This is a genomic window from Paenibacillus sp. BT-177, assembly GCF_025846815.2.
Classification (GTDB): Bacteria; Bacillota; Bacilli; order Paenibacillales; family Paenibacillaceae; genus Paenibacillus; species Paenibacillus polymyxa_C.
The window spans coordinates 1,218,466-1,233,326 of the sequence record NZ_JAOYTP010000001.1 but is presented as its reverse complement, the minus strand read 5'-3'; the positions used below and the strand labels follow the sequence as shown (position 1 = coordinate 1,233,326).

At 48.0% G+C, this 14,861-nt stretch carries 10 protein-coding genes and 2 riboswitches; of the genes, 7 read left to right on the top strand and 3 right to left on the bottom strand.

The features are described 5' to 3' along the window. Positions 1-43: 43 nt before the first annotated feature. The 3 genes from gcvPB to gcvT all read right to left on the bottom strand — a co-directional run bounded on the left by gcvPB (position 44) and on the right by gcvT (position 4,116). Positions 44-1,540 carry an aminomethyl-transferring glycine dehydrogenase subunit GcvPB gene (gene gcvPB / locus OIU26_RS05635; RefSeq protein ID WP_264216199.1) on the bottom strand — a complete coding sequence of 499 codons (1,497 nt, stop codon included), beginning with the start codon at positions 1,538-1,540 and terminating at the stop codon, positions 44-46. Next, a complete protein-coding gene (gene gcvPA / locus OIU26_RS05630; RefSeq protein WP_264216198.1) occupies positions 1,537-2,892 on the bottom strand; it encodes an aminomethyl-transferring glycine dehydrogenase subunit GcvPA in 1,356 nt (451 codons plus the stop codon). The genes gcvPB and gcvPA overlap by 4 nt, the downstream gene beginning before the upstream one ends. Positions 2,893-3,015: 123 nt before the next feature. Next, positions 3,016-4,116, bottom strand: a complete 1,101-nt coding sequence (gcvT, locus tag OIU26_RS05625; RefSeq protein WP_264216197.1) for a glycine cleavage system aminomethyltransferase GcvT — start codon at positions 4,114-4,116, stop codon at positions 3,016-3,018. Positions 4,117-4,195: 79 nt separating this feature from the next. Continuing rightward, positions 4,196-4,292, bottom strand: a riboswitch (glycine riboswitch). Beyond that, a riboswitch (glycine riboswitch) is annotated at positions 4,293-4,392 on the bottom strand. Between the two features lie 392 nt (positions 4,393-4,784). Here gcvT and gcvH point away from each other — a divergent pair. From gcvH to OIU26_RS05590, 7 genes are all read left to right on the top strand, one after another. After that, positions 4,785-5,183 (top strand): glycine cleavage system protein GcvH, encoded by a 399-nt coding sequence (gcvH, locus tag OIU26_RS05620; protein ID WP_264216196.1) that lies wholly within the window; start codon positions 4,785-4,787, stop codon positions 5,181-5,183. A gap of 426 nt (positions 5,184-5,609) precedes the next feature. Then, positions 5,610-7,088, top strand: a complete 1,479-nt coding sequence (locus OIU26_RS05615; protein ID WP_264216195.1) for a PTS mannitol transporter subunit IICB — start codon at positions 5,610-5,612, stop codon at positions 7,086-7,088. 83 nt (positions 7,089-7,171) lie between these two features. Then, a complete protein-coding gene (locus OIU26_RS05610) occupies positions 7,172-9,247 on the top strand; it encodes a BglG family transcription antiterminator (RefSeq protein ID WP_264216194.1) in 2,076 nt (691 codons plus the stop codon). Then, the gene (locus OIU26_RS05605; RefSeq protein WP_013372570.1) at positions 9,244-9,678 is read left to right on the top strand and encodes a PTS sugar transporter subunit IIA; all 435 of its coding nucleotides are present in this window, start codon (positions 9,244-9,246) and stop codon (positions 9,676-9,678) included. Before OIU26_RS05610 ends, OIU26_RS05605 begins: the two co-directional genes overlap by 4 nt. Beyond that, positions 9,675-10,820: a mannitol-1-phosphate 5-dehydrogenase gene (locus OIU26_RS05600; protein WP_264216193.1), complete on the top strand. Its 1,146-nt coding sequence runs from the start codon at positions 9,675-9,677 to the stop codon at positions 10,818-10,820. The genes OIU26_RS05605 and OIU26_RS05600 overlap by 4 nt, the downstream gene beginning before the upstream one ends. 210 nt (positions 10,821-11,030) lie before the next feature. Next, entirely contained in the window at positions 11,031-13,184 is a 2,154-nt protein-coding gene (locus OIU26_RS05595; RefSeq protein ID WP_264216192.1) for a DUF454 family protein, read from the top strand. Further along, complete coding sequence (locus OIU26_RS05590) at positions 13,177-14,832, top strand: ABC transporter ATP-binding protein (protein ID WP_264216191.1); 1,656 nt, start codon at positions 13,177-13,179, stop codon at positions 14,830-14,832. Before OIU26_RS05595 ends, OIU26_RS05590 begins: the two co-directional genes overlap by 8 nt. Positions 14,833-14,861: the final 29 nt, after the last annotated feature.

The window sequence follows — 14,861 nt, the reverse complement described above, 5'->3', positions numbered from 1 at the left end:
CCGGCTTTTTTGTATGCTTTGGATTGTTGGGTTGAATTTAATCTTAACTACATGCGCAATTCAGCACAGGTTTACGAGCTGCAGTGGTTTCATCCAGGCGCGTGACTGGAGTAGTATAGGGGGCATTGAGCACCAGCTCAGGGTTCTCCTCGGCTTCGCGCGCAATATGAATCATAGTGTCGACAAAAGCATCAAGCGTCTCTTTACTTTCTGTTTCCGTCGGCTCGATCATGATGCATTCCTCTACATTCAGCGGAAAATAAATGGTAGGTGGATGGTAACCGAAATCAAGCAACCGTTTGGCTACATCAAGCGTGCGCACTCCAAACTTCTTCAAGCCTCGTCCCGACATGACAAATTCGTGTTTACAATGCCCGGGATAAGGCAGGTCAAAATACGGAGCCAGCCGATGCATCATGTAGTTGGCATTGAGTACAGCACATTCTGACACTCGCTTCAAGCCATCAGGGCCGTAGCTACGGATATAGGCATAGGCACGGACGAGAATGCCGAAGTTGCCATAAAAGGCTTTGACCCGCCCAATAGAATCTCCCTGCTCCCGATCCCAGCGGTACCTACCCTGCGGATCACGTACGACAAGCGGCTTGGGCAGAAAGGGAATCAGTCGCTGCTTTACGCCGACGGGTCCAGCGCCCGGGCCCCCTCCACCGTGCGGAGTACTCATCGTTTTGTGCAAATTGAGATGCACCACATCAAAGCCCATATCCCCAGGGCGGGTAATCCCCATGATAGCATTGGAATTTGCGCCGTCATAGTAGAGCAGGCCACCTGCGTCATGTACAATCGCAGCAATATCAGTGATTTGCTTCTCGAACAGACCAAGCGTGTTCGGATTGGTCAGCATGAGCGCAGCGGTGTCGTTGCCTACGGCTTGACGCAGCGCATCCAGATCCACCAGCCCCTCAGGGGTGGAGGGTAGGGTGATTGTTTCGAAACCCGCGACGGTTGCACTGGCGGGGTTCGTTCCGTGCGAGGAATCCGGCACGAGCACCTTGGTACGTCGCTCGCCACGTGCTTCGTGGTACGAGCGGATCATCATCAGCCCGGTCCATTCGCCATGGGCGCCAGCAGCGGGCTGAAGCGTGACGGCATCCATGCCGGTCAACGCAGCCAGATCATTTTGGAGCGTATGCAGCAGCTCCATAGCCCCCTGGATGCTATCCTCCGGCTGATATGGGTGAATTTTAGCAAAGCCTGCGTAACGGGCAACATCCTCATTCACCTTCGGATTGTATTTCATCGTACACGAGCCAAGCGGATAAAATCCGTTGTCGACGCCGAAATTGCGCTGGGACAGGGCGGTATAATGGCGAATAACATCTACTTCGTATACCTCGGGTAATGCCGCAGGTTGGCTGCGCAGCGCATAATCCGGCAAAAGCTCTGCCACCGGGCGACGGGGAACGTCGCAATCGGGAAGGGAATAAGCGATGCGACCCGGACGGCTCAATTCAAAAATGAGCGTTTGATCGTGTTCCTTTAACAGTTCTTGTTTCTGATCCTGTCCGGTGTGTGTCATAGCAATCCCCCCAAGGTGTGTACAAATTGGTCAATCTCTTCTTTGGTTCTTTGCTCCGTCACGGCAATCAGCATGTGACCAGCAAGTTCCTCATAGTCCCGGCCCAAATCGTAGCCAGCGATAAATCCGGCAGCTAGCAGCTCGGCCTGGAGTTTGCTCATATCTGTACCCTCAGGCAGTTTAAGGGCAAACTCATTAAAGGTTGGTGCATTAAACGAGGTAGATACACCTTTCAAGCTCAGCAATTGCTCTAACGCATAACGGCTTTTATGCAAATTTAGCTCGGCTACTTCCTTGATCCCCTGTCTACCCATGACAGACAAATATACAGATGCAGATAAAGCGAGCAACGCTTGATTGGAGCAAATGTTAGACGTGGCCTTTTCGCGGCGGATATGCTGTTCCCGCGCTTGTAAGGTCAGCACGAAGCCGCGTTTGCCGTTACGGTCTGTGGTTTGGCCTACGATACGCCCAGGGATACGGCGCATATGCGCCTGGGAAACGGCGAAGTAACCGCAGGTCGGACCGCCGAGGGAGGACGAGATCCCAAGTGGCTGCGCGTCTCCTACAACAATATCCGCGCCTTGCTTACCAGGGGTCTCTAGCAAGCCTAGTGCCAGTGGATTGGCACTAACAACCATAAGCCCTTGATGCGCATGGATGAGGTCAGCCATCGGCTTCAGATTTTCCACGGCTCCGAAAAAGTTGGGATTTTGGATCAAAACAGCCGCCGTCTGTTCCGATACGGCCGTGGCTAGTACATCGACATCCGTTACGCCATCCGAACAGCCGATTTCCACAATGTCCAAATCCAATCCGCGTGCATAGGCTGCCAATACCTGACGTGCCTCTGGATGGACAGACCTTGATACGATAAGCTGTTTACGACGCGTGGCGGAAGCGGCCAATGAGCCCGCTTCCGCCAGAGCTGTAGCCCCATCGTACATGCTGGCATTAGCTACCGCCATACCTGTCAATTCGCAAATATACGACTGGAATTCAAAAATGGCTTGCAGCTCGCCCTGGCTTACTTCCGGCTGATAGGGGGTGTAGGCTGTGTAAAATTCGGAACGTGAGGTGATGTGTTGGATAACGGATGGAATATGATGATCATAAATACCTGCACCAAGAAAGCTGGCATGTGTATCTGTATTGGCGTTTCGTCCGGCCAGCTCGGTCATGTGGCGGGTTAAGGCTCTTTCGTCGAGCCGAGAGGAAAGAGGGAGTTCCCCTTGGTATCGAATAGCCTCTGGAATGTCACTGAATAAATCATCAATGGATGATACGCCCACCACACGCAGCATTTCGGTTTGGTCTTGTTCGGTCATGGGGAGATAGCGATGCTGCTTCATAGGTTCTGGCTCCTTTCGAAAAGCAAAATTTAGATAGTAAATTAGCTAATACATAGTCGTAATTGGAAAATCCAGAATTTTATTTCTGACATGATCGCTTTTTTAGAATGAAGAGGATTAAGATCAGCGTAGCCGTTTATAAAAGGGGGCTGGGACCACTTCCGCACGCAGGCGTTTACCACGAATTTCGACCTCCAGCGGTGTCGATAGGGTGCTAAAACGACTGTCCACCAGGGCCAGCCCCAGATTACGCTTCAAGGTGGGCGATTGAGTACCCGTTGTGACCTCACCGATGTGTTGACCTTCAGCGAACACCGGATAATGAGCGCGCGGGATACCGCGGTCAATCATTTCCAGCCCGATCAACTTGCGAGGAATTCCTTGTTCTTTTTGACGTTGCAGTGCTTCCCTGCCGATAAAATCTCCTTTGTTCAACTTGACGAAGAAACCTAAACCAGCCTCAAGCGGTGAAATTGTGGCAGATAACTCCTGTCCGTACAACGGTAGCCGTGCCTCGAAGCGCAGCGTATCGCGAGCACCAAGTCCAGCGGGAATCAGTCCATACGATTCACCGCAACGAAGCAAACCATCCCACACGGCGGGTGCTTCCTCAGCAGAGATATAAAATTCAAAACCGTCTTCGCCGGTATATCCAGTTCGCGAGACAAGTGCTTTTGCTCCGAACAATTGCACGTTCTCATGGAATCGGAAAGATGCCAGATTCGTAATATCTGTATCTGTCACGGCTGCGGTAATACGTGCTGCTTCCGGTCCTTGTAATGCCAGCAATGCTATCGCATCAGACACATTCTCCAGATGAACCGATGCTGGTACGTGGCGTATGAGCCAATCCCAATCTTTGTCGATGTTGGAGGCATTCACAACGAGCATGTAGCGCTCTGGTCCTTTGCAATATACAAGCAAGTCATCCACTACGCCTCCATCGGGGTAACACAGGAGTGAATATTGTGCTTGGCCCGGTTCCAAATGGCTGACATCATTTGTGGTTACCTGTTGCAAAAAAGCCTCAGCTTCTTTGCCTTCAACCAAGAACTCGCCCATATGCGATACATCGAATAAACCTGCACGTTGTCGGACGGCCTCATGCTCCTTTTGAATGCCGCTAAACTGAACGGGGAGTTCCCACCCGCCAAAGTCAATACAACGAACCCCGGGCTGCGTCCCGTAGGACGAATATAGTGGTGTTCTTCGCAAATTAGACATTTTTCCACTCCTATCCAGTGTAATCGGCTAAACAAAAAAGACAGGCTAAAAGAAACGTATAGACGGCAGTCCATACTCTTCTTTCAGCTCTGTCCTTGATACCAGAAAGTTACCCCGGTGTGAACCAGGTTTCCCCTTGGGTGATCCGCTCTTTTCACGGATGCTCTCCAGAGATGCGTCCGGCAGAGGTCCTTTTGCCTGAGAGATTCACCTGCAATGCAAGTTTACTCCTTCGGCGCTACCTTTTGGATCAACGGTATGTTACCCGGTTTTGCAGATAACAACTTGATCCGATTCGCGTGCCCAACTGTCTCACAAACGACAACAGCGATGCGAATATTTTTGGTAGTCTCTCCCTCCGCGTTCATCCGCGTTTGCAGTTGTCGAGGTATTTTCAAAAGCAATTACTATAACCCATTAATACGCAAATCCATTCAAAATGTCAATAAAAATGTCATATAAAACAATATGAAAAACATTTATTGTATAAATAAGGATATGTAAGCGTTTGTTACAAGTTATCATTTTTTATAGACTGCGCTATATTAGTTGGTATGGAGTATTTTTGTTAGTATTATTGACATGGATGTTCTTGTTGTCATAATCTTAACTTGTCTAATACAGGTGATCAAAAGCATTTTATTCATGTGGAAGTGAGGCGAAGCAGGATGAGTGAAGTGAAACAGCAACTTTGGTATACAGACGAACATGAGTGGGTTCAGCGCACAGTGGATGGGACGTTGCGGATCGGCATTACAGACTTTGCACAGCATCAATTGGGTGATATTGTTTTTGTGGAATTACCTGGGGCGGGAACAACGATTGGACAGGGGACGGAGATTGGTACAATTGAATCGGTGAAGACCGTATCCGATCTTTTTGCTCCGGTGACGGGAACCGTTTTGAAAGTAAATGAAGCTCTGGAAAGTACACCTGAGCTGGTGAATGAATCACCCTATGAAGAGGGTTGGATGATCGAAGTAGAGATGGGCAATGATGTCGAGAAAGCTCTGAGCAAGCTGCTGTCTGCGGATCAGTACGAGCAGTTGATTTCGGATGAACAATAATGAGCAATATAAGATGGAATATTAGCGCTTTATTCTAAATTTTTATATGGATATTGAATTGAATAAAAGCATCGTTAGTCCGCTCGTTTTGTGTATAAAATAGTCGCTATGATCTGACATGGCGGCTATTTTTTTGTTGTCTTTTAGAAGACGTAATTACGTCAATTTATTAGATTTAGAGGTGAGCTCCTCTATATAAGGTGCAGATTTACAGCACTGTTTTTTCGACTAATTTCTATTGTTATCGGTCATATTAAGAAGAATTATGCAGGTATAATACGTTGTCCGTTATTTTAAATTTAAATGTTGTCATCAACGTTCATGACGAAAGTACGTTTTCATTTCGTTGATGAAGAGAGCGCTGTCATTTAGTATGAATTTTAAGAAAAGGTAGTGATGCTAGTTACTCACAAGGAGGATATGAATATGAGCACAGTGGACACAAAGTCCAGTTCAAGCGGTGGCGCTCGTGTCGCCGTACAGCGTTTTGGCCGTTTTCTCAGCGGTATGGTTATGCCCAATATGGGAGCCTTTATTGCGTGGGGATTAATTACAGCACTTTTTATTCCGACCGGGTGGTTCCCGAATGAGGGGTTTGCACAACTGGTTGACCCGATGAAAAATTATTTGCTGCCGCTGTTGATCGGTTACACGGGAGGCACAATGATTCACGGACAGCGTGGAGGTGTGATCGGTGCCATTATGACGATGGGTGTCATTGTGGGGGCCGATATCCCGATGTTCCTGGGTGCGATGGTAGCTGGTCCGCTGGCTGCATGGATATTGAAGAAGTTCGATAAGGCCATTGAGGGCAAAGTCAAATCAGGTTTTGAAATGCTGGTCAATAATTTCTCGGCTGGGATTATCGGTGCCATTCTAGCACTACTAGCGCATGTGGCGATCGGCCCGGTCGTGCAAACCATCAGTCAAGTGTTGTCGACAGGGGTACAGTTCCTCGTGAACGCAGGGCTACTACCGCTTGTCAATCTCATTATTGAGCCCGGAAAAGTATTATTTCTCAACAACGCACTGAATCATGGAGTATTGAGTCCGATTGCGCTGGAGGAAGCTGCAAGAACAGGAAAATCCGTTTTGTTCATGCTTGAATCCAATCCTGGCCCGGGACTCGGTATTTTGCTGGCCTATTGCCTGTTCGGTAAAGGCTCTGCGAAGTCGTCTGCTCCTGGTGCAGTCATTATTCATTTTTTCGGCGGGATTCATGAAATTTATTTCCCTTATATTTTGATGAAGCCGATTCTGATTCTCGCTGCTATAGCAGGGGGTGTTGTGGGAACCTTCTGTTTTATGTTGACAGGTGCCGGACTGGTTGCTGCTCCTTCACCAGGCAGTATCATTGCTTACTTCCTGATGACACCCAAAGGCGGATATTTGCCGATGCTGAGCGGAGTAATCGCAGCTGCGGTCGTATCCTTTGCGGTTGCCGCAGTATTACTCAAAACTGGTAAGCAAAAGGAAGAGGGGCTGGAGGAAGCTGCATCCCGTCTGAAAGATATGAAAAATCAAAGCAAGGGTGCAAGTGCTAACGCCACTGTAATGGAAGATAACCGCGCATCCGATCGTGCTGCCGAGATTGCCGCAGATCGAACGCTTAAGGATAAATCCGAGGTGAATAAAATTGTCTTTTCCTGTGATGCAGGTATGGGTTCAAGCGCCATGGGAGCCTCAATTTTGCGCAAAAAAATGAAACAGGCGGGCGTGGGCGTTACGGTAACGAATACGGCAATCAGTGAAATTCCACAGGATGCGGATATTGTCATTACACAAAAAACGTTGACAGACCGGGCTAAAACGGTAGCCCCGAATGCTGAGCACATTTCCATTGACAATTTCCTGAAGAGCCCTGAATACGAAGCGCTGGTTGAACGGCTGAAATCCGATTCTTAATCCCCATAAAGTCAGGCCGGCTGTATACAGTTTGTATTTCCTGCTGGAAGGGATGAGAGCTTGGGAAGGAACGGTATGCGCTTATGAATATTACGAAACGACAATCTGACATCGTAGAGTATCTTTTGGAGCAGCCCCAAGAGGTTACGGCCGGGGAAATTGCTGAGAAGATCAATGTCAGCACAAGGACGGTTCATCGGGAACTTGGCGCAGTTGAATGTTGGTTGGCGGCTCATGAGGTAAAGCTGGAGAAAAAATCAGGGATCGGTATTTTTGTGGATGCCGACCCGATTCAGCTTGCAAGTCTGCGGGAGCAATTGCTGCATACGAAGTCAGACGAATACTCGGCTGAGGAGAGAAAAATTGTAGTTCTGTGCATGCTGCTGGATACACAGGAGCCGATCAAGCTGCTGGCGCTAGCATCGGATTTGAAAGTCACAGTAACTACGGTCAGTCATGATCTGGACGAATTACAAGGCTGGATCGAAGATCGAGGGCTCATGCTTGTGCGCAGACGGGGATACGGTGTCGAGATTACAGGACGGGAGATAGACAAAAGACGGGCGATTTCTGAGCTTGCTCTCGAATATTTGGATGAATCGGATCTGTTTTCCGGAGAGGAGCTTCGTCCCGTAACACGTGTCACAGAAAAATTGCTGGAGATGATTGGCAGAGAGAACCTGCTAACCGTGGAGAATGCCCTCTGGCAGCCTCATGATCAATGGCTGAAAAACATGGTGGAAAGCAAATATATGGAACTGCTGATTCAAATTTGCGTTTCTCTGGCACGTCTGCGCCTTGGGTACGTTGTGGATCATCGTCTCTCGTATTCGAAAACAGATTCAGAGGATAATATCATGCTGCGCACAGCTATGGTGGAGCGCATATGCGCAGAGTTGTCAGCGGCGCTGGATATTGAATTTCCAGAACCGGAACGATGTTATTTCGGGTTGCTGTTCCGTGATGCTGAGGATCATTCCACCCGCTTGCTGCCACTGGATGATCTTGTACTGCTGGAGTCGGTTCATGAGTTGATTCGTCGTGTAGAGGCAGAGACAGGCACACCATTAGCAGAGGATCGTGTCCTGCGTGAAGGGCTAATTGCCCATATGGCTCCAGTATTCAAACGTTTGAGGGAAGGGAGAGCGATCCGCAACCCTCTCCTTCAGCAAATCCGCAAGGATTACGGCAGCTTGTTCGACTCGGTCAAAAAGGCTGCGGCGGATATGACAGAAATGGAAGTACCAGATGAAGAGATCGGATTTCTGGTCATGCATTTTGGCGCTTCGTTGGAGCGGCTGCGACAATTGCAGCGGGAGGTTCGAGCAATCGTAGTCTGCACGAGCGGAATTGGGTCCTCCAGACTTCTGGCAACAAGACTGGCCAAGGAGCTGCCACAGATCAAAATCGTGGATAGGGCCTCATGGTACGAGGCAACGCGGATTCCCAAGGAGGATTATGATCTGATCATTTCGACAGTGGAGCTGCCGCTTGAGCCGGATCGGTATCTCAAAATCAGCCCGCTGCTGACGCAAGAGGAGAGTGAGCGCCTGCGTCATTTCATTCAGCATATTACACTCAATCAACTCAGTGATCATCGTCAGGAACAGGCTGTTCTGCCCGGCCAGGGCATGGAGTGGCTTACTGGTCTACGGAAAAGTCTTGAGGAGATTGTGCACATTGTACAGCAATTTCAAGTGTATCCACTGGAAAATCAAGGGATGGATATGCCAGCTACCATAGAGGCTATATGCATATTGGAGGCAGGGCGGGGAAATGTCACAGAGCCTTCTGTTGTTGCTGAACAACTTATGGAAAGAGAGCGCCAAGGTAGTCAGGTGATTGCTGATACCTCCGTTGCTTTAATTCATACACGCAGTCCCTATATTCGCCAGCCTTCGCTGACCTTGTATAGGCTGGCTGAGCCGCTGTTGGCGGATGTAGACGAACAAGTAGAATGCGTTCTGCTGATGTTGGGACCTCGTGAGTTACCGAAAGAAAGCTTGGAGGTATTGAGCGAGATTAGTGCATTACTGCTGCAGGAAGACATGATTACACTACTGGAACACGGTAGCAGAGATCAGATTGCCAATTATATATCGACTGAGCTGGCTGAATTTTTTCACAGTAAATTAGGGACAGGGAGGAACCTACCGTGAGTATTATGACGATAGACAAAATAAAAATGAACGCAACCGCCAAAGACAAATATGAGGCGATTCGTATGGCAGGACAAATCCTGCTGGATGCAGGACATATTACAACTGAGTACATTGACAAGATGCTTGAACGCGAGGAGATTGTATCCACCTATATCGGGAACGGGCTGGCTATTCCACATGGTACCAAGGAATCTAAGACACTTGTTCAATCCACTGGCATCTCCATCGTTCAGTTCCCGCAAGGCGTAGATTTCGGGGAAGAAAAAGCATACATGGTGATCGGCATTGCAGCCCAAGGCGGCGATCATATGGAGATTTTGACAAGTATCGCTGTGGTATGTGCGGAGGAAGAAAACATGGACAAACTTCGCAACGCGGTGATCCCACAGGAAATTATAGATCTGTTCGAAAGTGAGCTGGAGCTATGAGAGCCGTCCACTTTGGAGCAGGAAATATCGGTCGCGGCTTTATTGGGCTGATTCTGTCGCGTGCAGGCTATGAGGTTGTTTTTTCAGATGTCAACGAGACACTTGTATCTGAGTTACGACGCCGCAAGCAATATACTGTTGAATTGGCGAATGATACGAAGGATACGGAGACAGTAACGAATGTAACCGCGATTGACGGCAGAGATGCATCCGCTGTAGCGGATGCAGTAAGCCATGCTGATCTGGTAACGACCGCAGTCGGGGTTAGCATCCTCAGGCATATTGCAGCAGGTATTGCCGAGGGGATAGCACGGCGGGTAGAGCGTGGAGCAGGCCCGCTGCATGTGATTGCTTGCGAAAATGCAATTGGAGGCAGCGCCCAACTGAAAGAGCATGTTTTTGCGCTACTCGATGAGGCGACTCGTGCCAAGGCAGAGGCTTCAGTATATTTCCCCAATGCTGCTGTAGACCGGATTGTGCCGATCCAGCATCATGAGGATCCATTGCATGTGCAGGTAGAGCCTTTTTACGAGTGGGTGGTGGATCGCTCGCAGATGGCAGCTGACCATGAAGAAATCGAAGGCATTCTTTACGTGCAGGATCTGGAGCCTTACATTGAACGCAAGTTGTTTACGGTGAATACGGGGCATTGCGTGGCGGCCTATATTGGTTATACCGCAGGTTATGCCACGATCCAGGAGGCCATGAAGGATACCAAGGTGGTAGATTCAATCCAAGGGGCGCTGGAGGAAACAGGAGCGGTGCTTGTAAAGCGATTCGGCTTGAATCAAGGGGAGCATAAGAAGTACATCTCTAAGATTCTGGATCGCTTCCGCAATCCTAATCTGACAGACGAGGTTACTCGGGTCGGACGTTCACCGCTTCGCAAGCTGTCTCCCAATGACCGTCTTGTACGTCCCGCGCTGCAAGCGCAGGAGTATGGTATCCCGACCGATCATCTGGCGTTAGGAATGGCTGCTGCCTGTAAATTTGATATTACGGAAGATCCCGAAGCGGTTGAACTTCAGCAGGTGATTCGCAGCCAAGGGGTGAGTGTAGCGCTGACACGTTATACGTCCATACCTGCAGATGACCCGTTACATCGGCAGGTATTGGAGCAATATGATATTATAAGTTCATAAAACAACGCAATAACACGCACTTATTTCAATCATCCTCTTGAAGACCAAACATCTACATGAGCACAAAAGTGTTCTGTAGAGTTGAGCTTCAAGAGGATTTTTATATGCGTGATTTACATCACATAACAACCTGACTAAATTATATATATTGATAATGATTATCATTATCTATAAAATATCATTAACAGTATATATATTAGGGGGATTATAGTGAAACCGATTTATATTACCTTAGGGTTTTTATTTTTGGCACTTGGCGTTATTGGCGTAGTGGTGCCGTTGCTGCCGACTACACCGTTTCTGCTGCTGGCAACCTTTTTCTTTATGCGGGGGTCTGAAAGGATTCATCGGTGGTTTTCCAATACGTCTCTGTATCATAAATATCTGGAAAGTTTTGTTCAAACCAGGTCGTTGAAATTGTCTACAAAAATTACGTCATTGGGCTTAGCGTCAGCTATGCTGATTACAGGCTTTATCTTTACCCCTAATATATGGGGCAAAACGCTCATCGTCTTGGTCATCCTTTTTAAATATTATTACTTTATATTCCGAGTCGGAACTGTGAGAGAAGCTGAGGTGGAAACTCCGACTTCAACTGAAGCCGTTCCTACTCCAAAAAAAAGATCTAAAATGGTCGACAGTCGTCTGTTAGGCCTGGTGGAGCATTCTCGAAAATATATCATCTTGGGTGTGCTTGTACAGTGGATCGGTCTTTTAGGGAGTATAGCCGCTGTTTTGTCTATGACCTTTGGGATACAGCAAGCATGGGAGGGACAAGTGAGTCGCAAGCTGATTCTATCTATGACGGTCATTGTTATGGCTGCCATTGCAGTTCGCTTCCTGAGTAATTATGCAGCCAGTATGTTGTCCTATCGTGCTTCAATCAATGCTAAAAAAACGCTGCGCTCACAGATTTACGGCAAGCTGCTAAAGCTGGGACCCTCTTATACAGATCATACTTCCACTTCGGGGGTTATTCAGGTTGCTGTAGAAGGGGTGGAGCAGCTTGAGACCTATTTTGGAAGATATATGCCTCAGCTATTCTATAGTCTGCTTGCGCCTGTAACATTGTTCATCACCCTCTCTTTTGTCAGCTTCAAAGCGGCTATTATTCTATTAATCTGTGTTCCCTTAATTCCAGTGTCCATTATTGTCATTATGAGGATGGCTAAAAAGCTGTTTCGAAAATATTGGGGCAGCTATGTCAATCTGGGCCACAGTTTTTTGGAAAATGTACAAGGTCTGACCACGCTCAAAATTTACGGGGCAGACCAGGATAAACATCAGGAGATGAACACAGCGGCTGAGGATTTTCGCAAAATGACGATGAAAGTCCTGACTATGCAGTTAAACTCCGTGGCTGTCATGGATCTTATCGCATTTGGTGGTGCCGCCGCAGGTGTGCTGGTCGCGGTAAGCGAATATTCTTCAGGTCATATTGGCTTGGCGGGAGCGCTCATCATTGTTTTGCTGTCGGCAGAGTTTTTCATTCCGCTGCGTCTGCTCGGTTCCTACTTTCATATCGCCATGAACGGAATGGCAGCAAGCGACAAAATATTTCAAATGTTGAGTACAGAGGATTTTATACAAGGACAGCAAAGCATACAAGCCACAGACATTCAACTGGAACGGGTAAATTTTGCTTACGATGAAAGAGATACCTTACGAAATATATCCATGAATATCCCTCAAGGCAGCTTTGTTTCCATTGTTGGAGAATCAGGTTCAGGTAAAAGTACGGTAGCCGGATTGATCGTTGGACATCATGAGGGTTATCAAGGAAGCCTGACGATCGGAGGAATCGAACTGACCTCCATTTCGGAAGAAAGCCGCATGCGTCATATGACCTGGATCGGTTTTAACAGCTATATTTTTAAAGGCACCGTCGAAGCAAATTTGAGAATGGGCAATGAGCACGCGGATGAGCAACAAATGCTGGAAGCGTTGCGGCAAGTGAAGCTGTATGATTTTATTCTCTCCGAAGGGGGACTGGAAGCAGAGATAGAGGAGCAGGGAGCGAATCTGTCAGGAGGACAGCGCCAACGGCTAGCACTGGCCAGAGCGTTGCTGCACGATAGTCATGTGTATATTTTTGATGAGGCTACCTCTAACATTGACGTTGAGAGTGAGGAAGGCATCATGGAGGTCATACATGCACTGGCAGGTCAAAAAACAGTGATTCTCATCTCTCACAGACTGGAAAACGTGATCCAATCTGACTGCATTTATGTGCTGCAAAATGGTTTGGTGGCAGAATCCGGAACGCATCAGGAGCTGTTGAGCCAGCAGGGACATTATGCGGAGATGTATCTCAGTCAGCATAGGATGGAACAGTTTGTGAAAGGAGGTGCTGTATATGCGTAGACACGGTTTACGGATTATGGGTCAATTGTTGGTCTTGGCAGGGCCTCTTTTACCTGTGCTGCTCATAACGATTGTTACAGGAGTGCTTGGTTTTGTATGTGCTATTGGCATTATTGTGTGTGGGGCCCTTGCCCTACTGACAGCAACGGGCATCAGGACAGGCTACAGCATGACATTTTTGCTGACTGCCATCGTGCTATGTGCTGTATTACGCGGTGTATTTCGTTATGGCGAGCAAATGAGCGGTCATTATCTCGCCTTCAAGCTGCTGGCCGTGCTGCGTGACAAGGTGCTTCAAGCCTTGCGCAGATTGGCTCCAGCCAAGCTTGAAGGCAAGGACAAAGGGAATCTGATTTCGCTGATTACAAGTGATATTGAACTGCTGGAAGTATTTTATGCGCATACGATAGCGCCTGTTATGATCGGCATTATCACTTCACTGCTTATGGTGTTTTTTATAGGCTCTTATGAGCCTTTACTAGGCGGGATCGCTGCGCTTGCTTACATAACCGTCGGTTTATTCATTCCTCTGCTTACGTCACGTATGGGCAAGCGCCAAGGGATGGAATACCGGAGCAGCTTCGGCCAGCTGAGTAGTTATTTTTTGGACAGTTTACGCGGGATGAAGGAAATTGTTCAATATGGGCAAGGGGAACAACGATTAAATGAAATTAACCGTCGTACGGATCAGTTGGATGCCAAGCAGAAGGAATTGAAGCATCACGAAGGTATCACAAGAGCGGTCACAGATGCGGCTGTAGTCGGATTTTCATTCTTGATGCTACTAGTTGGATTGTATGGCATGTCTAAGGGGCAGATGGATTTTACAAGTATGCTGATTTCAGTCATCGCCCTGTTTAGTTCATTTGGTCCGGTGGTCGCGCTGAGCAATTTGTCCAACAATTTGCTTCAAACGCTGGCAAGCGGGGAACGAGTGCTGAGTCTGCTGGAGGAGACCCCGGAGGTAGAAGAAAATATGGATGGTATGACTGTTGGCTTTACTGGAGCGCAGATAGACAAGGTGACTTTTGCATACGATGGTCAAACGGTGCTGAAGGACGTAAGTCTCACGATACCGCTCAAGCGAATTATAGGTATTCAGGGTAAAAGCGGCTCCGGCAAGTCAACGTTGTTGAAGTTGCTGATGCGATTCAGGGACCCGCAGCAAGGTGGGATTTTGCTATCTGACCATGATTTGAAGGACATTGAGGCCCGACATTTGAGAAGCTTGCGAAGCTACGTTGATCAGCATACATTCCTGTTTGACGATTCCATTGCAGCTAATATTAAAATTGGAAAGCCTGATGCTACACATCAACAGGTTGTAGAAGCAGCCCGTAAGGCATCAGTGCACGATTTTATTATGACATTGCCTCAAGGATATGACAGCCGAGTTGGAGAGCTGGGGGACAGGCTGTCTGGTGGAGAACGTCAGCGCTTGGGACTGGCCAGAGCCTTTGTTCATGATGCGCCCCTCTTACTGCTGGACGAACCAACTAGCAATTTGGACAGTTTGAACGAAGCGATTATTTTAAAATCGTTAAAAGAACAGCAGCAAGATAAAACAATTATCCTTGTATCGCATCGAAGCTCTACCATGCGAATGGCTGACGAAATTTTTCAAATGGATAACCGCCGACTCTCCTGAAAATGGTACATGGTTTAGCATGCTTTTTT

What these genes read in the sequence shown, in the direction of transcription:
- gcvPB (WP_264216199.1), bottom strand. Translation starts at nt 1,540, where the DNA reads ATGACACACACCGGACAGGATCAGAAACAAGAACTGTTAAAGGAACAC.
- gcvPA (WP_264216198.1), bottom strand. Translation starts at nt 2,892, where the DNA reads ATGAAGCAGCATCGCTATCTCCCCATGACCGAACAAGACCAAACCGAA.
- gcvT (WP_264216197.1), bottom strand. Translation starts at nt 4,116, where the DNA reads ATGTCTAATTTGCGAAGAACACCACTATATTCGTCCTACGGGACGCAG.
- gcvH (WP_264216196.1), top strand. Translation starts at nt 4,785, where the DNA reads ATGAGTGAAGTGAAACAGCAACTTTGGTATACAGACGAACATGAGTGG.
- OIU26_RS05615 (WP_264216195.1), top strand. Translation starts at nt 5,610, where the DNA reads ATGAGCACAGTGGACACAAAGTCCAGTTCAAGCGGTGGCGCTCGTGTC.
- OIU26_RS05610 (WP_264216194.1), top strand. Translation starts at nt 7,172, where the DNA reads ATGAATATTACGAAACGACAATCTGACATCGTAGAGTATCTTTTGGAG.
- OIU26_RS05600 (WP_264216193.1), top strand. Translation starts at nt 9,675, where the DNA reads ATGAGAGCCGTCCACTTTGGAGCAGGAAATATCGGTCGCGGCTTTATT.
- OIU26_RS05590 (WP_264216191.1), top strand. Translation starts at nt 13,177, where the DNA reads ATGCGTAGACACGGTTTACGGATTATGGGTCAATTGTTGGTCTTGGCA.